Origin of the sequence: Microlunatus phosphovorus NM-1, assembly GCF_000270245.1 — a bacterium.
GTDB classification, from domain to species: domain Bacteria; phylum Actinomycetota; class Actinomycetes; order Propionibacteriales; family Propionibacteriaceae; genus Microlunatus; species Microlunatus phosphovorus.
The window spans coordinates 2,273,026-2,293,488 of sequence record NC_015635.1; the positions used below are offsets into that span (position 1 = coordinate 2,273,026).

General features: G+C 66.2%; 19 protein-coding genes. 14 read left to right on the forward strand and 5 right to left on the reverse strand.

The features are described from left to right. Positions 1-46: 46 nt before the first annotated feature. The 4 genes from hflX to sthA all read left to right on the forward strand — a co-directional run bounded on the left by hflX (position 47) and on the right by sthA (position 5,993). Positions 47-1,456 carry a GTPase HflX gene (gene hflX, locus MLP_RS10310; protein ID WP_013863017.1) on the forward strand — a complete coding sequence of 470 codons (1,410 nt, stop codon included), beginning with the start codon at positions 47-49 and terminating at the stop codon, positions 1,454-1,456. A 105-nt stretch (positions 1,457-1,561) separates the two neighbouring features. Beyond that, positions 1,562-3,562, forward strand: coding sequence for an ATP-dependent DNA helicase (locus tag MLP_RS10315; RefSeq protein WP_013863018.1), 2,001 nt, complete (start codon positions 1,562-1,564; stop codon positions 3,560-3,562). Positions 3,563-3,817: 255 nt separating this feature from the next. Further along, positions 3,818-4,459: a hypothetical protein gene (locus tag MLP_RS10320; RefSeq protein WP_156821112.1), complete on the forward strand. Its 642-nt coding sequence runs from the start codon at positions 3,818-3,820 to the stop codon at positions 4,457-4,459. Positions 4,460-4,547: 88 nt separating this feature from the next. Then, positions 4,548-5,993 (forward strand): Si-specific NAD(P)(+) transhydrogenase, encoded by a 1,446-nt coding sequence (gene sthA / locus MLP_RS10325; protein ID WP_013863020.1) that lies wholly within the window; start codon positions 4,548-4,550, stop codon positions 5,991-5,993. A 189-nt stretch (positions 5,994-6,182) separates the two neighbouring features. Here the strand turns inward: sthA and lexA are convergent, their stop codons facing one another. Then, positions 6,183-6,989, reverse strand: a complete 807-nt coding sequence (lexA, locus tag MLP_RS10330) for a transcriptional repressor LexA (RefSeq protein ID WP_013863021.1) — start codon at positions 6,987-6,989, stop codon at positions 6,183-6,185. A gap of 784 nt (positions 6,990-7,773) precedes the next feature. On the opposite strand from lexA, the gene MLP_RS10335 reads away from it, so the two are divergent. The 4 genes from MLP_RS10335 to MLP_RS10350 all read left to right on the forward strand — a co-directional run bounded on the left by MLP_RS10335 (position 7,774) and on the right by MLP_RS10350 (position 12,731). Continuing rightward, positions 7,774-7,971, forward strand: coding sequence for a hypothetical protein (locus MLP_RS10335; protein ID WP_041789943.1), 198 nt, complete (start codon positions 7,774-7,776; stop codon positions 7,969-7,971). A 467-nt stretch (positions 7,972-8,438) separates the two neighbouring features. Then, the gene (locus tag MLP_RS10340) at positions 8,439-8,864 is read left to right on the forward strand and encodes a DUF2752 domain-containing protein (protein WP_049804515.1); all 426 of its coding nucleotides are present in this window, start codon (positions 8,439-8,441) and stop codon (positions 8,862-8,864) included. Positions 8,865-9,208: 344 nt separating this feature from the next. Next, complete coding sequence (gene nrdR / locus MLP_RS10345) at positions 9,209-9,763, forward strand: transcriptional regulator NrdR (RefSeq protein WP_013863025.1); 555 nt, start codon at positions 9,209-9,211, stop codon at positions 9,761-9,763. Between the two features lie 103 nt (positions 9,764-9,866). After that, positions 9,867-12,731, forward strand: a complete 2,865-nt coding sequence (locus MLP_RS10350; RefSeq protein ID WP_013863026.1) for a vitamin B12-dependent ribonucleotide reductase — start codon at positions 9,867-9,869, stop codon at positions 12,729-12,731. A 217-nt stretch (positions 12,732-12,948) separates the two neighbouring features. On the opposite strand, the gene MLP_RS10355 is transcribed toward MLP_RS10350, so the two are convergent. Further along, on the reverse strand, positions 12,949-13,302 hold the full coding sequence (locus MLP_RS10355; protein WP_041789945.1) for a hypothetical protein: 354 nt from the start codon (positions 13,300-13,302) through the stop codon (positions 12,949-12,951). A 16-nt stretch (positions 13,303-13,318) separates the two neighbouring features. Between MLP_RS10355 and MLP_RS10360 the strand changes: the two genes are divergently transcribed. Together MLP_RS10360 and MLP_RS10365 are read left to right on the forward strand one after the other, a co-directional pair. Continuing rightward, positions 13,319-13,624, forward strand: coding sequence for a hypothetical protein (locus tag MLP_RS10360; RefSeq protein ID WP_041789946.1), 306 nt, complete (start codon positions 13,319-13,321; stop codon positions 13,622-13,624). Positions 13,625-13,722: 98 nt separating this feature from the next. Next, positions 13,723-13,938 carry a hypothetical protein gene (locus MLP_RS10365; protein WP_049804516.1) on the forward strand — a complete coding sequence of 72 codons (216 nt, stop codon included), beginning with the start codon at positions 13,723-13,725 and terminating at the stop codon, positions 13,936-13,938. Between the two features lie 150 nt (positions 13,939-14,088). Here the strand turns inward: MLP_RS10365 and MLP_RS10370 are convergent, their stop codons facing one another. Continuing rightward, the gene (locus tag MLP_RS10370; protein WP_013863030.1) at positions 14,089-15,228 is read right to left on the reverse strand and encodes a PrsW family intramembrane metalloprotease; all 1,140 of its coding nucleotides are present in this window, start codon (positions 15,226-15,228) and stop codon (positions 14,089-14,091) included. A 172-nt stretch (positions 15,229-15,400) separates the two neighbouring features. Between MLP_RS10370 and MLP_RS10375 the strand changes: the two genes are divergently transcribed. The 3 genes from MLP_RS10375 to MLP_RS10385 all read left to right on the forward strand — a co-directional run bounded on the left by MLP_RS10375 (position 15,401) and on the right by MLP_RS10385 (position 18,236). Next, positions 15,401-16,339, forward strand: coding sequence for an AEC family transporter (locus MLP_RS10375; RefSeq protein ID WP_013863031.1), 939 nt, complete (start codon positions 15,401-15,403; stop codon positions 16,337-16,339). Positions 16,340-16,457: 118 nt separating this feature from the next. Further along, on the forward strand, positions 16,458-17,615 hold the full coding sequence (locus tag MLP_RS10380) for a Gfo/Idh/MocA family protein (protein WP_013863032.1): 1,158 nt from the start codon (positions 16,458-16,460) through the stop codon (positions 17,613-17,615). A gap of 99 nt (positions 17,616-17,714) precedes the next feature. Beyond that, positions 17,715-18,236 (forward strand): carbohydrate-binding family 9-like protein, encoded by a 522-nt coding sequence (locus MLP_RS10385; protein WP_156821113.1) that lies wholly within the window; start codon positions 17,715-17,717, stop codon positions 18,234-18,236. Positions 18,237-18,314: 78 nt separating this feature from the next. Here the strand turns inward: MLP_RS10385 and MLP_RS10390 are convergent, their stop codons facing one another. After that, positions 18,315-19,469: an AGE family epimerase/isomerase gene (locus tag MLP_RS10390; RefSeq protein ID WP_269453384.1), complete on the reverse strand. Its 1,155-nt coding sequence runs from the start codon at positions 19,467-19,469 to the stop codon at positions 18,315-18,317. 198 nt (positions 19,470-19,667) lie between these two features. Next, positions 19,668-19,946: a DeoR/GlpR family DNA-binding transcription regulator gene (locus MLP_RS10395; protein WP_013863035.1), complete on the reverse strand. Its 279-nt coding sequence runs from the start codon at positions 19,944-19,946 to the stop codon at positions 19,668-19,670. A gap of 263 nt (positions 19,947-20,209) precedes the next feature. Between MLP_RS10395 and MLP_RS10400 the strand changes: the two genes are divergently transcribed. Then, positions 20,210-20,452: a PfkB family carbohydrate kinase gene (locus MLP_RS10400; RefSeq protein ID WP_013863036.1), complete on the forward strand. Its 243-nt coding sequence runs from the start codon at positions 20,210-20,212 to the stop codon at positions 20,450-20,452. Positions 20,453-20,463 lie beyond the last annotated feature (11 nt).

Here is a 20,463-nt window from a genome sequence, read left to right on the forward strand (position 1 = left end):
AAGTCGTTGGCCGAGTGTTGGTGGTACGTGCGATTCTTGATCCACGATGAGTGTTCCTGAATCTGAGTACGCACCCGACTACGACGGCGAGCAGCTGGATCTGCAGGAGCGCCACTCCCTACGCCGCGTCGCGGGCATGTCGACCGAGCTCACCGACGTCACCGAGGTCGAGTATCGCCAGCTTCGGCTGGAGCGGGTGGTGCTGGTCAGCGTCTGGACGACCGGCAGCGAGGTCGACGCCGAAAACGCCATGGCGGAGCTGAAGCTGCTGGCCGAGACTGCCGGCTCGGAAGTGCTGGAAGGGCTGGTGCAGCGCCGGCTGCGGCCCGATCCCGCGACCTACATCGGCCGCGGCAAGGTCGCCGAACTGCGTGAGATCGTCGTTGCCACCGGCGCCGACACGGTGATCTGTGATGGCGAACTGGCGCCCGCGCAGCTGCGCAACCTGGAGGACCGGGTCAAGGTCAAAGTGATCGACCGGACCGCGCTGATCCTCGACATCTTCGCCCAGCACGCCAAGAGCGCCGAGGGCCAGGCCCAGGTGGAGCTGGCCCAGCTGCAGTACCTGAAGCAGCGGCTGCGTGGCTGGGGTGGCAATCTGTCCCGGCAGGCCGGCGGTCGGGCCAGCGGCGGCGCCGGGATCGGCGGCCGTGGTCCCGGCGAGACCAAGCTGGAGACCGATCGCCGGCGGATCCACAGCCGGATCGCGAAGCTGCGCGCCACCCTGCGCGAGCTGGACGCGAACCGGCAGCTGAAGCGGGCCGAGCGGCAGCGACATCAGGTGCCGTCTGTTGCCATCGTCGGTTACACCAACGCCGGGAAGTCCAGTGTGCTGAATCGGCTGACCGGTGCCGGGGTGCTGGTCGAGGACGCGCTGTTCGCGACCCTCGATCCGACGACCCGGCGCGCCCAGACCAGCGACGGACGCGTCTACACGCTGACCGACACGGTCGGCTTCGTCCGGCATCTGCCGCACGATCTGGTCGAGGCGTTCGCCTCGACGTTGGAGGAGTCCGCTCAGGCCGACCTGCTGGTGCATGTGGTCGATGCCTCTGACCCCGACCCGGTGGGCCAGATCAAGGCAGTCCGCAGCGTGCTGGCCGACATCGGCGCGGGCGATGTGCCGGAGCTGATCGTGTTGAACAAGGCCGACAAGGCCAGCCGGGAAGCCATCACCACACTGCGTACCGCGGCTCCTGGCGCGGTGGTCACCTCCGCCCGCACCGGCGAAGGGATCGACGAATTGCGGGCAGCGGTCGAGAGCGGGCTGCCACGGCCGGAGCGTGAGCTGCGGGTGCTGCTGCCGTACGAGCGTGGCGACCTGGTGGATCGGATCCACACCAGCGGGGAGCTGCTGAGCGTCGAGCACACCGAGCACGGATCGCTGGTCACTGCCCGGGTGCATCCGGATCTGGCGGGCGAGCTGGGACCGTACACGCTCGCGGCCTCGAGCTGAGCCCGCATATCGTCGTACCTTGCTGTGACAGATCCAAAGAAGGCCCGATCCCACTCGCGTGAGCCCAAAACGGGTAGGCAGAGCGCCGGGGAGCAGACGGCGGCCGTGCTGGCAGCCGCGGTTGCCGAGATCGGAGGCCACGAGCGGCCCGGCCAGCTGGAACTGGCCGCGGCCGTGGGCGAGTCGTTGGACACGGGCGTACATCTGCTGGCCCAGGCCGGCACGGGAACCGGCAAGTCGCTGGGCTACCTGGCGCCGACCCTGGTCCGGCTTGCTCGCGGCGAGCTGGATCGGGTCGTGGTGACCACCGCGACCCTGGCCCTGCAGAGCCAGCTCGCCAGCAAGGACATCCCGCACGCACTGGATGCGGTCGAGCAAGTGACCGGCCGCCGGCCCGAGCACGCCATCCTCAAGGGCCGCACCAACTACGCGTGCCTGCTGAAGGTGCGCGATGGTGCCGATGAGCAGGCCACCCTCATTTCGGCCGCGGACCTGCTGGCCACCGTGCAGGATTCGCCGCGGACAGCGCCGGAATCGGCGCTCGGGGCCGAGGTGCTCGCGCTGCGCGAGTGGGCCGAGGATCAGTTGCAGGACGGCGGGCTGGCCGACCGCGACGATGCACCGTCGCACACCGACCGCGGCTGGCAGCAGGTCTCCATCCCGGTTCGGGAGTGCCTGGGGACCCAGCGGTGTCCACAGGGTGGCCTGTGTTTCGTGGAGAAGTCGCGTGAGACAGCACGCGAGGCCGAGTTGGTGGTGACCAACCACGCACTGCTCGCCATCGACGCGATGCATGGCGGCACGGCACTGCCCGAACACCAGGCCGTGGTGATCGATGAGGCACATGAGCTGACCGCCCGGGTGACCAGTGCTGATTCGGCGGAGCTCAGCCCAGGCATGGTCGAGCGAGTCGGCAACCGGGCGCTGACCTGGCTGGACGACGACGATCTCGGCGTCGAGCTGCTCGGCTCGGCCGACCGGCTGCGCGATGCGCTGGACTCGATGCCACTCGAGCGGGTCGAGGACCCGGGAAGCGCGTTCGTGGCTGCTTGCGATGCGGTGCGCTCGGTCACCCGCCAGGTGGTCAGTGCGCTGACCAGCGGCACCGACAAGAGCGAACCGGAGTGCCGGCAGGCTGCGGCGGCGGTGAAGGAGATTTTCGACATCGCCGAACGGATGGCCGCGCTGAGCGAGCGAGACGTCGTGTGGGTCGCCGATCGAGAGCGCAGCGGACGGGAGGCCCGGGTCGCGCCGCTCACGGTGGCAGGTCTGATGCGATCCCGAGTCTTCGGCGAGCACACCACGATCCTCACCTCGGCGACGCTGAAGCTCGGCGGCGACTTCACCGGAGTCGCCGGCTCGGTGGGGCTACGCGACGACGAGCGGCTCCGGGACGACGATCCGGTCCCCGAGCTCAGTGAGGCCGATGAGCGCCGACCATGGCGAGCGGTCGATGTCGGCTCGCCGTTCGCGTACCAGAAGCAGGGCATCCTCTATCTCGCTCGGCGGATGCCGCAGCCGGGACGGGACGGGATCAGTGAGGCGGTGCTGGAGGAGGTGGCCGAGCTGGTCTGGGCCGCGGGCGGCCGTACGCTCGGGTTGTTCTCCTCTCGGCGGGCTGCCGAAGCCGCGGCGGTGTGGGTACGCAAGCAGCTGCCGAAGCAGAAGATCCTCTGCCAGGGCGATGCCCAGCTGTCCGAGCTGACCCGCCGATTCGTGGCCGAGGAGGAGACGTCGCTGTTCGGCACCTTGTCGCTGTGGCAGGGGATCGACGTGCCCGGGGACACCTGCCGGCTGGTGATCATCGACCGGATTCCCTTTCCCCGGCCGGACGAGCCGCTGACCGTGGCACGCCAGCGAGCGGTCACCGAAGCCGGCGGCAACGGGTTCATGAGTGTGGCCGCCAACCACGCAGCCCTGCTGTTGGCCCAGGGCTCTGGCCGGCTGATTCGCCGGATCAGCGACCGTGGCGTGGTCGCGGTCCTTGACCCGCGCCTGGTGACCGCGCGGTACGGCTCCTATCTGCGAGCGTCGATGCCACCGATGTGGACGACTTCGGATCGCGAGACCGCCATCGGAGCCCTGCGCCGGTTGGCGACTGGCTGACTTCAGGTGTCCGGGGCGGCCCGGGCGAGATCGCGATTGGGCTCATCACTACGATGACCGAAAGAGGCATGCGGTCCCGGGCCGCACCTGTGATCGGGGGATCCAGTGGATCGAGAGCGTGTTACGAGAACGCTGCCGCGGCAACGTGAACCTGAGACCGAGTTCGGGCGCCACTCGCCACACGGGCCCGTGCCCGCCTTGCTCGACCTCCAACGTTCGGCGGGAAACCAGGCCATCCAGACCGCGGTTCAGCGCGTGCGACAGGGAGGACCCGGCGCTCGTTCCGGAAGGAGCATCTACGACCCCCAGCCGGGGGACGATGCCCGGACCGCGAAGTGGAAGGCCGCCATGCGCGCTCGGGACGCCGCCGCTGGGCAGAAGCTGGATGAGCTGCAACTGGACAGAGCCTGGCTGCTTGCTGGGGTCGAGAGCCTGGGCGCCAGCACCGACATCACCGAGGTGCTCAGATCAGCCATCGTCTCGAACTGTCAAGGGCTCGGTGGCCAGACGACGTACATGGACAGGGACTATCCGCCGGAGACGGTGGTGGAAGCGGCCAGAGCGTGGTCCGATCTCGAGCACCAAGTCGTGTACGACGACGATCTCACCCCTATCGACGGTGGGTCGGGTGGGTTTGACAGCGGTCCGGGTCAGATGGTCGGGAAAAACCTCAGGGTGGCCCGGATCATGAGCGATGTCAGCTTGCGCGGGGACAACATCGGGGCTCAGGAGCGCAATGGAGGCTGGGAGTGCACCGTCAATCTCGGAATGAGGATTCTGGGCAAGCAATCGAACTTCTTCATCCATCCGCCCGAATGGCGGAGCGCGCAGCGCCCGCCCGGAGATCAGTACGATCCGACGTGGTTGCGGGAGAAGCTGCAGGTGGGCGCGAACTGAACCCAGCGACCCAAGATCGCTAGCGTGAGGGTCCAGATCGGCGATCGCATGGTGGCGAATCGCTGCGCACTTGTGTGAGGCTGCACGCATGGAGCACACGTACGACTTCGACCTCGCCGTCATCGGATCTGGACCAGGTGGTCAGAAGGCAGCCGTGCAGGCCGCCAAGCTCGGCAAGCGGGTCTGTGTCATCGACAGCAAGCAGATGGTCGGTGGTGTCTGCGTGAACACAGGCACCATCCCCTCGAAGACGCTTCGTGAGGCAGTCCTCTATCTGACGGGAATGCAGCAGCGCGATATGTACGGCGCCAGCTATCGGGTCAAGAACGAGATCACCATCTCCGATCTGCTGAGCCGGCTGCAGCACGTGATCGGCCGCGAGATCGAGGTGATTCGCAACCAGCTGCTGCGTAATCACATCGAGCTGATGGCCGGCACGGCGAGCTTCCTCGACCCGCACACGCTGTCGATCGACGACGAGAGTCACGGCATGATGCGCACGCTGACGGCCGACAAGATCGTGGTCGCCACCGGCACCACTCCGGCCCGGCCGCCCAGCATCGAGTTCGACGGCGTGCGGGTGCTCGACAGCGACCAGATCCTCACCTTGGAGAAGGTGCCGGATTCGTTGGTCGTTGTGGGCGCGGGTGTGATCGGGGTGGAGTACGCCTCGATCTTTGCCGCGCTCGGCACGCGGGTGACTCTGGTGGAGAAGCGGGCTCAGATGCTCGACTTCTGCGACCCCGAGATCGTGGAGTCGCTGAAGTTCCATTTGCGCGATCTGTCGATGTCGTTCCGGTTCGGTGAGGAGGTGCAGTCGGTCGAGAGCTCCGGACACGGGACGATCACGACCCTCGCGTCGGGGAAGCGGATCGCGGCCGAGGTGGTCATGTATTCGGCCGGTCGGCAGGGAAACACGGGCCAGCTGAACCTGGATCTCGCGGGCCTGGAGGCCGACAAGCGTGGCCGGCTGGTCGTCGACGAGTTCTACACCACCGCGGTGCCCAACATCTACGCAGTCGGAGACGTGATCGGCTTCCCGGCCTTGGCTGCCACCTCGATGGACCAGGGGCGGCTGGCTGCGGCGTACGCCTTCGGCGAGACCGCCAACGAACTGCACCACCTGCAGCCGATCGGCATCTACACCATCCCGGAGATCTCCTACTGCGGTCGTAGCGAGGTCGAGCTGACCAAGGATGCGGTGCCGTTCGAGGTCGGCATCTCGCGCTATCGGGAGCTTGCTCGGGGCCAGATCATCGGCGATTCCTACGGCATGTTGAAGCTGATCGTGCACTCCGACACCCACGAGATCCTCGGCGTGCACGTCTTCGGCACCAACGCCACTGAGCTGGTGCACATCGGGCAGGCGGTGATGGGCTGTGGCGGCACCGTCGACTACCTGGTGAACACCGTCTTCAACTATCCGACCTTGTCCGAGGCCTACAAGGTCGCGGCTCTCGACGTGGCGAACAAGCTGCGCGCCGTCGCCCGCATCACCAACCAGATGCTGACCAGCGAGCCCAGCCTGCTGTAAGGGTTGCGTCAGTCGTCACTCGCTGTTCGGCTGCGCTCCCAAGACTCCGTCTTCGCTCCTCGTTCGCAAACGGAAGAACGTGTTTGCTCTCTCGTCGTTCCAGACGGAGCCGTCGCTACGCCTCACGGTCGCTCGCGACGGGGTCGTCACTCGCTGTTCGGCTGCGCTCCCAAGACTCCGCCTTCGCGACTAGAGTCTCCGGAGGACGGCGACGACCTTGCCGAGGATGCTGGCGTGGTTGCCGTCGATCGGATCGTATGCCGGGTTGTGAGGCATCAGCCAGACCTGGTTGGCCACCTTCTTGAAGGTCTTGACCGTGGCCTCGTTGTCCAGCAGCGCCGCGACGATGTCTCCGTTGATCGCCGTGGGCTGCTGCCGGACGACCACCCAGTCGCCGTCGCAGATCGCGGCGTCGACCATCGAGTCGCCCTTCACCTCGAGCATGAACATCGTCCCCTCGCCGATCAGCTGACGGGGGAGCGCGAAGACGTCTTCCACCCGCTCCTCAGCGAGGATCGGACCGCCGGCGGCGATCCGGCCGACCATCGGCACGTGGACCGGCTTAGGATAGGCGTCGTTGACCCCGGTCTGATCGAACTCCAGCTCAGCAGGTGCGGGGTGCAGCGGGCGTACCTTGGCTGCCTCGTGCGCGCCCGGCAGCAACACCTCGAGGGCCCGTGGCCGGTTCGGGTCGCGACGAAGGAAGCCCTTGGCCTCCAACACCTTGAGCTGATGGGCGACGCTCGAAGAGGAGGCCAGCCCGACGGCGTCGCCCATCTCGCGGATGCTCGGCGGGTAGCCCCTGGTCTCGACCGTGTCCTTGATCATCTCGAGGATCCGTCGCTGCCGCAGGGTCAGACCGTCAACCCCCGCCGGTGCGTCGGGAAGGGCCGAGATCGACCCTGTCTCGCCCAGTTGTGCTGCCACTTCGCTGGCCCGAGGCCGGCCGCGCTTGCGCTGCGGCTGCGGTGCGGGCTGATCCGTCTTCTTCGCCATGACTGCACTCTAGAATGACTTCGCCGACCAATCAAACATCTGTTCGAGCGTGTCGCGAACTTCTTCGATTGGCTCGGATCCAGCCGAATCGGGAGCCCGGTGGCGGCTGGGTCCGGTCTGCATCGGGAGTGGTTCGCCACTCTATTGGGTCGCGGTCACCTCGCGGAGTCGACGAGTAGATCTCTCGCGCCGCCGGGCCACAGCCGACCGTCGGTGCCGCGGAACGCACGTGCGTGTAGCGCCCGCGGGCCACGAACGACCATTCGTGCCACGGATCGTCCGTACCTCTTGCGGCGCCCGGCTGCAGCTGATCACAGAGATGCAGGCTGCCTCGGCCAGTCAGACGCCGCCCATCTGATCCAGGTCGACGAACCGCTACAGAACTGACGCGGAGCTTGTGGATCGGGCGAGTGTCAGTGGCTGCTGGTCCACTGATCCTCGGACCGTGAAGGTGCTTGTCGAAGGCTGTCGGCAGGGACTGTCAGTGGTCCGGTTCAGAGTAGGTCGCACGAAGTTCTTTATCGAAAGGTCTTGCCAATCACCTAAGTGTGCGGTAAGAATTCAAACAGGCATTCTATCGAATGCTCGTTCGACGCAGGAGGAAGCAATGACTCAGCTCGTGGTTGACCGTCCGACCGCCGCCCGTTCGGTTGTCCGTCCGCGGCGCCGCACTCGGCCCGCGCAAGGCTCGGGCAGGGAAGCGGGGCCGCGGCTGCGCCCTGCCCAGCCGGTTTCGACGCAGTCCTTGAGCCGTCCGGTGAACTCGGCTGCTCGTGCTTGTGTGATGCCGACGCCAGCGCCGATCGTCGCCGTGCCGAGTGCGAGGCCGGCTGGCTGGCGGCTGACCGATCGGGGTGTCGCTGTCGTCATCGTGACCGGCCTGATGATCATGGTTGCCGCGCTGACGGTGGTCGGGCTCACCGCCCTGCGAGTCACCAGTGACGGCTACCAGGCGACGGTCTCCCAGACGTTGCCGCTGTGAGGGTCGAGGGGTCATCGACGCGCAGATCGATCGCGACCGTCTTCGCGATCTGGTCGGCGAGCTGCGACGAGCAGGGCACGGGCCGCGTTGGCCCCGCATGCACCGTGAAGGTCTGTCGTCTCGGGTGCCACAGCGGCCAGAGATAGCCGATGTAGACGGCACCATCCAGGATGTGCAGGAGGTCCCGCAGGAAGGCATTCAGCGGACCGATCGCCAGGACGAGGAGGGAGCGATGCCGGGGTTGTATCGCGACCGGCGAGAACGCCGCGAGGTGCGTGCGTGCCACGAGAGCACCGTTCACGGCGCGTGTCGCGACCTGATCGCGACCCGGCGAGAACGCCGCGAGGTGCGTGTGTGGGCATCGCGCAGCCGGGCAGCATTGACCAGCGGATCCCCAGGTTGGCATGGGGACGGCGGGGGCGACCGCATTAAGGCAGGTTGCACCGGTCCGCAGGCAGAATGGCGGGGTGAGCGATGCGCGGCAACAGGTCGGGCGGCCATTCCAGGCCGTCGGTGGCTTGAAGTGGCTCGCCGGCTACGCCGCGTTCGGCCTCGGGGTGACCACGCTCTATGCGACGACGGGAATCGGGTTTCCATGCCCGTTCCTGATGCTGACTGGCTGGCAGTGTCCCTTCTGCGGTGGAACGCGGCTCGGCTCCGCGCTGCTTCACGGCGACATTGCGTCGGCGTTCGCCTACAACCCGGTGGTGTTCGTCAGTCTCGTGCTCGGTGCCGTCGTCGGCACGCTGTGGATCGTCGAGGCACTAGGCGGTCCCCGAGTCCGGCCTCCGGCCCGCTGGCAACGTGCCACCCACCGGATCCGCCCGGCCATCTGGTGGACCCTCGCCGGCGTACTCACCGCCCTCTACGTCGTACTCCGAAACCTGACCTAGTCGACCTAGCCGCAACTGGACGCATCGAGAAGGAGCGACCCACGCCGAGAAGGAGCACTTACACCTCAAGATTGCGGTTTGGGATGTATCTGCTCCTTCTCGATGAGCGCGTCTCCTTTTCGATGGGCGACGGAGTCTTGGGAGCGCAGCCTCGCAGTGAGTCGGCGACTAGCACTGTCAGTGGTCTTGCGCATAATGTCCCTAGGACGTACGGTACCTATATCTAGTAGTTACACGCGTGTTCTTCATCCACAAGTTGTGGTTGATGATCCACAATGATCCACAGGCCGGCCCACAGGTCATCCCCAAGATGTCCCCAGGGCTATCCCCAGAGAGGAGTCGAGATGCACTGTCCTTACTGTCGGCACACCGACTCCAAGGTCCTGGATTCACGGGTGGCTGACGAAGGCGCCACGATCCGTCGACGGCGGCAGTGCCCCGCGTGCGGGCGGCGATTCACCACGACTGAGCAGATGCAGTTGGTGGTGGTGAAGCGCAGCGGCGTGGTGGAGCCGTTCAACCGGGACAAGGTGGTCTCCGGGGTCCGGAAGGCATGCAAGGGCCGTCCGGTGACCGAGGATCAGCTCGCCCGGTTGGGTCAACTCGTCGAGGATGCGATCCGCGCCTCAGGTCAGCCGGAGATCCCGGCCGACGAGGTCGGTGTGGCGATCCTCGGCCCGCTGCGTGACCTCGACCAGGTCGCTTACCTGCGATTTGCCAGTGTCTACCGGCAATACCAGTCGGTCGACGATTTCGAGGCTGAGATCGCCCTGCTGCGCGCGGAGTCTGAGCCGCTCGGCATCGAACCCTTGATCCCCAGCAAGGTGGCCGACTCGAAGGTCAGCACCTTCGTGCCGCACAAGCGGAGTCCGGGCCGGGCAGCCCCGACATCGCCTTGACGAACAACACATCCCCACAGACCCCGGGACGGGGATCGCGCAGCAGGGGAAGGCTCGCGCGAACCTCGTCCCGGCTCCAGCAGCAGGACCAGAGAGGCAGGCAATGACCGAGACCACCCGAGCCACCAACGGGCGCGCCGACAAGCGGATGGGCCGTGGCCGCAACAGCGCGCTGCGGATCACCCCGGTGTTCAGCACCCCGGGGGTGCATCCGTACGACGAGGTCACTTGGGAGCGGCGCGACGTCGTCCAGACCAACTGGAAGACCGGCGAGGTCGTTTTCGAGCAGAAGGGTACGGAGTTTCCGGACTTCTGGAGCGTGAACGCCTCCACCATCGTCACCACGAAGTACTTCCGTGGCGCCCTCGGCACCGATGCTCGGGAGACCGGCCTCAAGCAGCTGATCGACCGGGTGGTGAAGACCTACCGCAAGGCCGGCGAGGACTTCGGCTACTTCGCCGACACCGAGTCCGCGGACGTCTTCGAGCACGAGTTGACCTGGATGCTGCTGCACCAGTACTTCTCGTTCAACTCACCCGTCTGGTTCAACGTCGGGACCAAGTCGCCGCAGCAGGTGAGCGCCTGCTTCATTCTCAGCGTCGACGACTCGATGGACTCGATCCTGAACTGGTACAAGGAGGAGGGGTTCATCTTCAAGGGTGGCTCCGGTGCCGGTCTGAACCTGTCCCGGATCCGGTCCAGCAAGGAACTGCTCAGCTCCGGTGGCACCGCCTCCGGCCCGGTGTCCTTCATGCGTGGCGCCGACGCCAGCGCGGGCACCATCAAGTCCGGTGGCGCTACCCGGCGGGCGGCCAAGATGGTGGTGCTGGACGTCGATCACCCCGACATCGAGGAGTTCGTCGAGACCAAGGCACGCGAAGAGAACAAGATCCGCGCGCTGCGGGACGCCGGCTTCGACATGGACCTGGGCGGCCGCGACATCACCTCGGTGCAGTACCAGAACGCCAACAACTCGGTCCGGGTCTCCGACACGTTCATGCATGCGGTCGAGGAGGGCAAGAGCTTCGATCTGCGCGCCCGTACCGACAACAGGGTGATCGAGACCGTCGACGCCAAGACCCTGTTCGACAAGATCGCCAAGGCGGCCTGGGAGTGCGCCGATCCCGGCATCCAGTACGACGACACCATCAACGACTGGCACACCAACCCCGAGACCGGCCGGATCACCGCGTCCAATCCCTGCTCGGAGTACATGAGTCTGGACAACAGCTCCTGCAACCTGGCCAGCCTCAACCTGTTGAAGTTCTTGACCGACGACGACACCTTCGACGCCGAGCGGTTCGAGCAGGCCGTCGAGCTGATCATCACCGCGATGGACATCTCGATCTGCTTCGCCGACTTCCCGACCGAATCCATCGGCCAGACCACCCGCGACTACCGTCAGCTCGGCATCGGGTACGCCAACCTGGGTGCCCTGCTGATGGCCACCGGTCACGGGTACGACTCCGACGGCGGTCGGGCGGTGGCCGGGGCGATTACGTCGCTGATGACCGGTGTCTCCTACCGCCGGTCGGCCGAACTCGCCGGCATCGTCGGCCCGTACGCCGGCTATGCCCGCAACGCCGATGCGCACAAGCGGGTGATGCGCAAGCATCAGGCGGCCAACGACTCGCTGCGCACCCTCGGCTCGATGGACACCGACATCCACAAGCGGGCGACGGCGGCCTGGGGCGGCGTGATCAAGCTCGGTGAGACCAACGGCTTCCGCAACGCGCAGGCCAGCGTGCTCGCGCCGACCGGCACCATCGGTTTCATGATGGACTGCGACACCACCGGTGTGGAGCCCGACTTCTCCCTGGTGAAGTTCAAGAAGCTGGTCGGCGGCGGCTCGATGCAGATCGTCAACCAGACCATCCCGAGGGCGCTGAAGAAGCTCGGCTACACCACCGAGACGGCCGAGGCGATCGTGGAGTACATCGCCGAGCACGGCCATGTCGTCGACGCGCCCGGGCTGCGGCCGGAGCACTACGAGGTCTTCGACACCGCGATGGGTCAGCGGGCGATCAAGCCGATGGGACACGTGCGGATGATGGCGGCCGCTCAACCGTTCCTGTCCGGCGCCATCTCCAAGACCGTCAACCTGCCGGAGTCGGCGACCGTCGAGGAGATCGCCGAGGTCTACCTGCAGGGTTGGAAGCTCGGCTTGAAGGCGCTCGCGGTCTACCGGGACAATTGCAAGGTGGGTCAGCCGCTCAGCGACGGCAAGGCGGACAAGAAGTCCGACGAGGCTCCTGCGGCCGTAGCCGAGCCCCAGGTGGTCGAGAAGGTCGTCTACCGGCCGACGCGCAAGCGGCTGCCGAAGTCGCGGCCGAGCCGGACGACGTCGTTCTCTGTCGGCGGTGCGGAGGGCTACATGACCTCCGGCTCCTATCCCGATGACGGTCTGGGCGAGGTGTTCCTGAAGCTGGGCAAGCAGGGCTCGACCCTGGCCGGTGTGATGGACGCCTTCTCGATCGCGGTCTCGATCGGTCTGCAGTACGGCGTCCCGCTGGAGACCTATGTGCAGAAGTTCAGCAACCTGAAGTTCGAGCCGGCCGGCCTGACCGACGACCCGGACATCCGGATGGCGCAGTCGATCATGGACTACATCTTCCGCCGACTGGCGCTGGACTACCTGACCTTCGACGAGCGGGCCGAGCTCGGCATCTACACCGCGGCCGAGCGCGCTCGGCAGCTGGAGACCGGGTCATACCTGCCGGAGGAAGCCGTCGAGGAGATCGAGTCGGAGTCGCTGAAGAACGACGCCGGCGACGACGTCGACACCGACGCGGGGCACGCGGTCGCGACCGCCGCTCCGGCCGGTGCCCGGACCACCTCGGAGCTGTTCGAGGCGATCACCGGCACCAGTGTCGACGCACCGCTCTGCCTGACCTGCGGTACGAAGATGCGGCCCAGCGGCAGCTGCTACGTGTGCGAGGGCTGCGGCAGCACCAGCGGCTGCAGCTGACCGGCAAGGCCGGTCGGCAGAGCTGACTCGGCAGAGCTGACGGTAAGCGAGAGGGCCGGGACGTTCCCGCGGGAACGTCCCGGCCCTCGTGCGTCCGGTCCCGGGTTCCGCCGACGAGACGCGGAGCAGGTTCTCACCCGGAGCTTTGGTCAGAAGCCGCAGGAGAGAGGGTCTTCTGACCAAAGACCTCCGGGTCGGGCGGGGCGGGCCACGTCGGTCAGTTGACGCGTACGGTGTCGACCAGCTCGGACAGATCGTCCGGGGGAGTCATGGCGAAGACCGCGAGCCAAGGACCGACAGCAACGGCCTGGTAGCCGGTCGCGCTGTCGGATCTGATCTTGACCTGGCCGCTGATGCCCGGATGGCCCTGGAAGGTGCCGTGCTTCGGCTTTTCGGCACCGGACAAGGCCTGCTCAACCAGGCCGCGGAGTTCGCGGTGGGCATCGTCGTCGGTGGCCGGGGTCTTCTGCAGTTCGACCACGAAGACGCCGGCGGTCGTGCCGGCGCCTTGACCACAGGCCCAGCCGGTCATGCTCTTGATGACCTTCTTAGCCCGCTTGTTGAGATCCATCGTCTGTGTTCGCGGCTTGGCACAGGGCAGGGTCCAACTGATCGCCCCATCCGCCGCGGTGACCGGGGTGGTGCCGGCGGAGGGCGGCGCGGCGCTGACGGTGCCAGAGCCGGGCGTCGGAGAGGCCGGTGCCGACTCGGTGGCAGCGCTCGAGGGACCTGGGCTCGAGGGAGCCGCACTCGTCGGGGCCGGCGTGCCGGACTGCTCGGGCTCGGCCGAGCCCGAGCAACTGGTGAGAGCCGCCATCGCGGCGATCGAGGTCAGGACCGAGACAGCTGATCTGACGAATATGCGTGACTGGATGGGCATCCGCGAACTCTAGGCAACGAACGGGTCCATCCGAGGACGGGAAGGCTAGGAAAGGCTCGGAAACACAGGCCCTGCCCGGTAGCCAATCAGATTGGCAGTAGGATCGACGTTATGTCGGCCGAGCCCAGCTATGAGAGGGCCTCTTGGACCATCCCGTCGGACGTCCTGGAGGCTGTGCGTAGGCATGCGCCGCGCGGAAAGGTGTCGGCGTACGTCGCCGACGCTCTCCGGCGTCAACTCGAACGCGACGAACTGGCCGAACTCGTCGATGAGTCCGGTCCACTTGATGATGCCCTTGTTCGTCGTTACGCGGACGAGATGCGGTGACTGACCCGACACTCCGCGTCGTCATCCTGGATTCGGAAGCATTGGCGACGATCTGCACCTGCTGACCGAGGGGCACGACGTGCGTGTGATCGGCCTCTGACGGGAGCAGCACGACTCCGCGAGGGTTCGAGCCCTCGCGGAGTGCTGCTATTAGGGGCCTGGAAACACATACGGACGCAGGATCTGCGTACGCACGAGCAGATCACCGACCTGCAGGGCAACCTTGGGATCCGGCGGCAGCGGCGAAGTCATCACCGCGTCGTGCAGGAAGGCCAACAGAGTCAGGTCGTTGGTGTAGGTCTCCATCAGCTGTTTGGCGGGGGCGCCGCCGTGCAGCTTGGCCGACCGGCAAGCGGCCCTTCGTGCCTGCAGGCTGCCTGCGAGGGCGATATCGGCTGGCGTGATCCAGCCGCGCTGCTGAGCGTCGGTGAGCGCTCGCTGGACGAGTCGCCCCTCGTTTCGCCGGGCTCGGGCCGCCAGCACGATGAGGACGGCCAGCGCCGGCAGCATGATCAGCACATACGCGATCAGGAAGCCGCGACCCTCGGCCACCATCGTGCTGCCGTTCCAGGTCGCGTGCAGCAGCACGGCGACCAGATAGCCGAGCAGGGGAGCGAGCACCTTGACCTGGAGGGTCCTGGCGGTCACCGCAACGCCGACGCCGATACCGATCGCGGACGTGAACAGCGGATGCGCGAACGGACTGAACAGCCCGCGGATGACCACGGTTGCCGCCAGTTCGTTCGGCCCACCGTCGGTCAACGCGCTGGAGTAGTACAAGACGTCCTCGGTGTAGGCGAAGCCGATACCGGCCAGGCACGCGTAGACGATGCTGTCGACGACGCCGTGCAGCTGAGCCGGACGTAGCCAGAACACCAGCACCAGGAACAGACCCTTGGCGAACTCCTCGGTCACCGGGGCGAACACCACGGCGCCCAGGAACTCTGATCGGCTGAAGGCCGACAGCAGGAACTGCGCCCCGGCGCCGATCAGCACCGCGGCGCTGCCGCCCCAGGCCAACGCCGCCCAGCGATAGCGGGCCGGCTCGGGTTCCCAACGGTCCAACCAGAAGAAGAACCAGATCAGCAGTGGAAACGAGGCGGCGGCCGCCAGAGCGGAGATCAGCACCGGACGGGGCCCGCCGACCATCAGCAGCAAGATGACCACCAGCACCAGTGCCAGCCCGAGGATGGCAATCGACAGTACGGTCAGCTTGGACCGCGGTCCGCGAGACTGCAGCACGGCCATGGCATTGGCGTCGTACGCCCAGGGAACGACCGGACCGGACAACGGACGCCTCCTGTCGGGTGGATGCCGAAACGTGGTGGGCGGCTACCACCCACCGCTGCTGCCGTCGACAACTCTAGAGACCCGAGGTTGTTGAGACTGGTTCGGTGGCAAGTGCCGGGCACGACGATGATGGGTCGCACCTGACCTGGTCGAGAAGGAGGAGAGCAAGCACGTGCTCGGAGTGCTCGCCGGGTTCGTGACCATCGCCGCGGTCATCGGAGTCGGCGCCGCCCTGGCTCAATGGCGGATCCTGGACGAAGGCGGCCAGCGGACGCTGATCCAACTCTCCTTCTTCGTGGCCAGTCCGTGTCTGATGGTCACAGTCCTCGGTGACACCGACGTCAGCCACGTGTTCTCTGCCAACCTCGTCGCCTCCATCGGCAGCGTGCTCGTCTCGGCCGTTGTCTGGATCGGGTTGGCGCGCCTGGTGTGGCGCCGGAATCTGGGCGATACCGTCATCGGCACCTTCGCCTCCTGCTACGTCAACGCCGGCAACCTGGGTCTGCCCATCACCGCGTACGCGCTGGGCAACGTCGGCTACATCGTGCCGATGCTGCTGACCCAGATGCTGGTCCTGCAGCCGATCGGCCTGATGTTGCTCGACCTGGCCTCGGGTGCCGGCCGCGACATCTCCCGGCGAGACTGGCTCGTCTCGATGCTGACCCGGCCGTTTCGCAATCCGCTGACGGTCGGCGCGCTGGCCGGTCTGCTCCTCTCGATCACCGGCTTCGAGTTACCACGGCTCGTCGCCGATCCGCTCGAGTTGATTGCCGGAATGGCCATTCCCGGGATGCTGCTCGCGTACGGGGTGTCCCTGCGGATGGGTCCGCGGCCGGGGTCGGGGGAGCAGAGCAGCCAAGTTGCGACGATCGTCGCTCTGAAACTCGTCGTCCAGCCGTTGGTCGCCATCCTGATCGCCAAGTTTGCCCTGGGCCTCGAGGGGCAGGACGTCTTCGCCGTGGCCGTGGTGGCCGGACTGCCGACCGCGCAGAACGTGTTCACCCATGCCGTTCGATACCAGCGTGCGGTCATCCTGGCCAGGGACGCGATCATTCTCACCACGATTCTGGCCGTACCGGCGCTGATCGTGATCGCCGCCTTGCTCGCCTGACCCTGGCCGAGCGCAGAGGAGGAGTGATAAAATGGACAGTGGTCGGACCTCTTTCCACTGTCACCGTTCGGCCATGCGCGAGAGCCTCTACACAAGCCCCTATCAACGAAGGAAACTCATGCCTTGCGAAACCGTCCGCTGCGCCGTTGTCGGCCTGGTGCAGGGACTCGAAGACGTCTACACGACTCTTCACCACCCGCGGTACACGCTGGTTGCCGTGTGCGACCAGAACCCACAGCGCTGGCGTTGGCTGACTGGCGAGGAGGATGTCGACAAGGTCGACGAGAGCGCGGCGCTGTTCCCGCATCACAAGGAGTGGGTACGCGAGTCTCGCAAGGCGGCGGGCTTTGCAGACGTCGAGTACCTCCCTGACTTCGACGACGTGCTCGCGCGCGACGACATCGACGCCGTGATTCTCGTGCTGCCAGACCTCTTGCATGCCGAGTATGCGATCAAGGCGCTGGAGGCCGGCAAGGACGTGCTGTCGACCAAGCCGATGGCCCGCACGCTGGACGAGGCGTTCGCCATCGCCGATAGCGCGCGTCAGCATCCGAACCACTTCATGCTCGGTTTCCAGGTGAGCTACAGCGGTTTCGCGACGGCGGTGCGTGAGGTCATTGCGACCGGCGAGATCGGCACTCCGCGTCAGCTTCGCTTCGACTTCGACCGCGGTCCGTGGCGCCCGGTTCATCGCAAGAAGTACGCCGAGGTGGACGGCTCGATGATCAAGGAGGGCGTCCACTGGCTCGACATGATCTACCGGCTGAGCGGTGAGCTGCCCTGGCGGGCGATCGCCGGATTCGGCGGCCAGGAGACCTTCCCGGACGACTTCGAGTTCGAGGACAGCGGCGTGCTGATCATCGACTACCCGGGCTTCCGTGCCGCGCACACCTTCAGCTACTTCCGGCAGCCTCTGACCCGTTCCGAGGACTTCCTGCTGATCGGTGACAAGGGAACGATCCGCGGCACGTTCGAGCAGTTCGCCGTCGAGACCGACGCCGGCACCCGGACGATTGTGCCGACCACGAGTCCGCTGCCCGCGCAGTACCACAACGGCTACTACGAGATGGCCGATGCCTTCGCGGCAGCTGTTCTCGACGGGATCGAGCCTTACACGAACTGGCGGACCGGGCTGGAGAACATGCTCACCTGCCATGCGGCACAGGTCGCCGTGGCGGGCAACACGATGGTCACCCGCGAGTCTCTTGCCGACCTCGATTGGCGAGTCAAGTTCGGCCAGGAGACCAGCTCGGCCGCGCAGCTGATCGAGGCCTGACCTGTGACATTCGCTGCGTCGGAGCTGATCGTTCCCAGCGGGTGGGTCGGTGTCCCCACCCGTCAGCTCATCAATGCGCGATCGGGCTCCGCGCTGTGGATGTCAACCGCTGTCCAGCTCGTCCGCGCGGACGACAGACTGGTGGCCAGGTTCGTCTGCGCGGCGCGGAGCATTCGAGCCACGATGACGCACTACAAGGACAAGGTCTGGCAGGAGGGGGCCGTCCAGGTCTATCTGCGTCCGCCCGGCGATCCGCGCCTCTACGAGTTTCAACTGAGCCCGCTCGGCACGACGCGCGACCTCCTGGTCCACGACCCGGGAACCCCCGCTCAGGTCTTCGACGATTCCTGGTCCTGCGAGGGTCTCGCGACCGCCGCGTGGATCCATCGCGACGAGGATGGCAAGGTCGAGGGGTGGGAGGCAGCCTTCATGATCCCGTTGGCGGCGATGGTGGGTGCAGACGTGGCATCTGCGGCTGGCTGGCGGGTGGGCGTCTTCCGGCTCGAGTACGACCCGGTGGAGTTCGGCGCTCTTGCCGCGGACCCCACGGCTGGCGCCCACGCGGACGTGTTCCTGGTGGATCTGGACAGCTGGGTAGCGAGGGCCACGAGCAGCGTCTGAAGTCGACGAGCAGTGTCTGACGTCACTGTGCCGTGTCAGGTCAGGAACCTGACCTGACACGGCACCTCGCTGGCTCCGTCAGAGTACGGAGTCGAGAAGACCTGCGGCGAGGGCCGGAGCCATCGCCGGGGCCAGGGGGAGCCGGGGCACGAGCAGGCAGTGCATCAGGTGATAGATGTCCGGCTTGCCATCCCAGACTTCCTGGGTCGGTCGATTGTCCGGGTCGAGTTCCTGATGCCAGGAGCCGCCCTCCATGTCCATCAGGTACGTGCGCGCATAGTCCCAGAAGCGCTCGTACCACTGGTCGTATTTCTGATCGCCAGTCTCGCGGTAGAGCGCCGCAGCGCCACCCATCGCCTCCACGACGACCCACCGGATGCGCTCTCGGACAATCGGCTGCCCGTCCCAGCCGACGGTGTAGACGAAGCCGCGCTTGCCGTCCGGCTCCCAGGCATCCCGGACCGCCGCGTCGAACAGGCCAGCCGCGTCTTCGACGAGCCAGTCCGGCGCCTCCATGCCACGCGCTCGGAGGCTGTCCTTCAGCGAGATCAGCAGCCGAGACCATTCGGTCCAGTGCCCCGGAGTTCCGCCGTAGGCGCGAAATCGGTGGGCCCGATTCTCGGAGTTGTAGTCGAACAGCGGCGTCCACGATTCGTCGAAGTGCTCGACCACGCGATAGCTGTTGTTCCGCGCCACACCGTGAATGATCCGCTGCGCGATGGTGAGTGCCCGATCCAGCCACTTGTGGTCGCCAGTGACATCGGCGACCACCAGGAACGCTTCGACGGCATGCATGTTCACGTTGCCGCCGCGGTAGGCCTCGGTCTCAGTGAAGGTCTCGTTCCAGAGCTCGCGGCACATCTGCTCGCTCTCACTCCAGTAGTAGCGCTCGATCACCTCGATCGCTCGGTCGAGAAGCTTGTGCGCCTCAGGCCGCCCGGCAGCACTCGCGCTGGCCGCGCCGAGAAGCACGAAGAAGTGGGCGTACCCGGGCTTGTCTCGCTCCACCGGTCCGTCCTCGTTGACTGAGGAATACCAACCGTCGTTGGTCTGATCCCAGAAGTGCCTGGTCAGCGCCTCGATGCCGTGATCGGCAAGCACCCCGGCACCCGGACGACCGAGCAGGGACGCCAGGGAGTAGACATGGATCATCCTCGCCGTGATCCACAACTGAGTCGGCATGTCGCCACGAACGACGCCTTGGTTGCTGAGCCAGCCGAAACCGGTGGGCACCACGGCGTTCCGTCCGAACTCGAATGTTCGATCTGCTTCCGTCTCCAACCAGCGTGCGTGCGCCGGAGATGACAGCCATGCCATGTGACCCTCGTTCCGCTAGAGATCCAGCCTCGATCTGATAATAACTCAACATCAAATGTTAGAGATACAACGTATTGTGGTGAATCGGTCGCAGGGGTGGACTCGATCGACGGCTTAGTGTTTGATCTTCGACACAAGGACCAGGTCGACATCAAGGGCATCGCCCCGTTCCCGCAGCTCTGCGGGAACGGGGCCGTTCGTGACGATGCTCGACAGCGCGTCGAGGTCGACCAGCTTCACCGGAGCGGTGTGGGTCAGCTTGGCACCGTCGACAAGCAGCACGACGCGCGACGCCCGTTGAATGAGTGCGGATTTGATGGGGGACTCGCGGTCACCACGCAGGTACGTGCCGGTGGCGTCGATGCTGTTGGCACCGAGAAAACACACATCCACCGAGAGCTCCAGCGCCGCGGCGGTGGAGCGCGGAGCGCGCTGATCGAGGCAAACCCTGAGCGTTGCAACTCGGCCAGGATCGCCGCTGCGCGCTCCTCGACCGTCATCCGTGGGGCTTGCGTCTCGGTCACCAAGTCTGGCCCCTCATGGGGAGGATATTACACGTTCGAAATGCGACACGAATCGATGTTGACTTAACACCAGGCTGTGTTACGTTACCGACATGGCCCAGGCTTTCGGAGTGGACCGGGGCGTTGACCCAGGTGCCAACCTTCTCTGTCGAGGTCGTCAGCACCCTCGGGGCGGGCGATGTCTTCCACGGTGCGCTGGTCGCCGCGCTGGCCGACGATCATCCACTTCCCGATGCCGTATGCCGCGCGAACGCCACGGCGGCGCTGTCTTGCCGAGTGCTCGACGGTCGAGGGGCGATCCCCACCTTGTCCGAGCTCAACACCTTCCTGGCCAGCCAGCCGGATCCATCGGCTGCTTCGTCCGATCTCACCTAGGAGTGACCTCA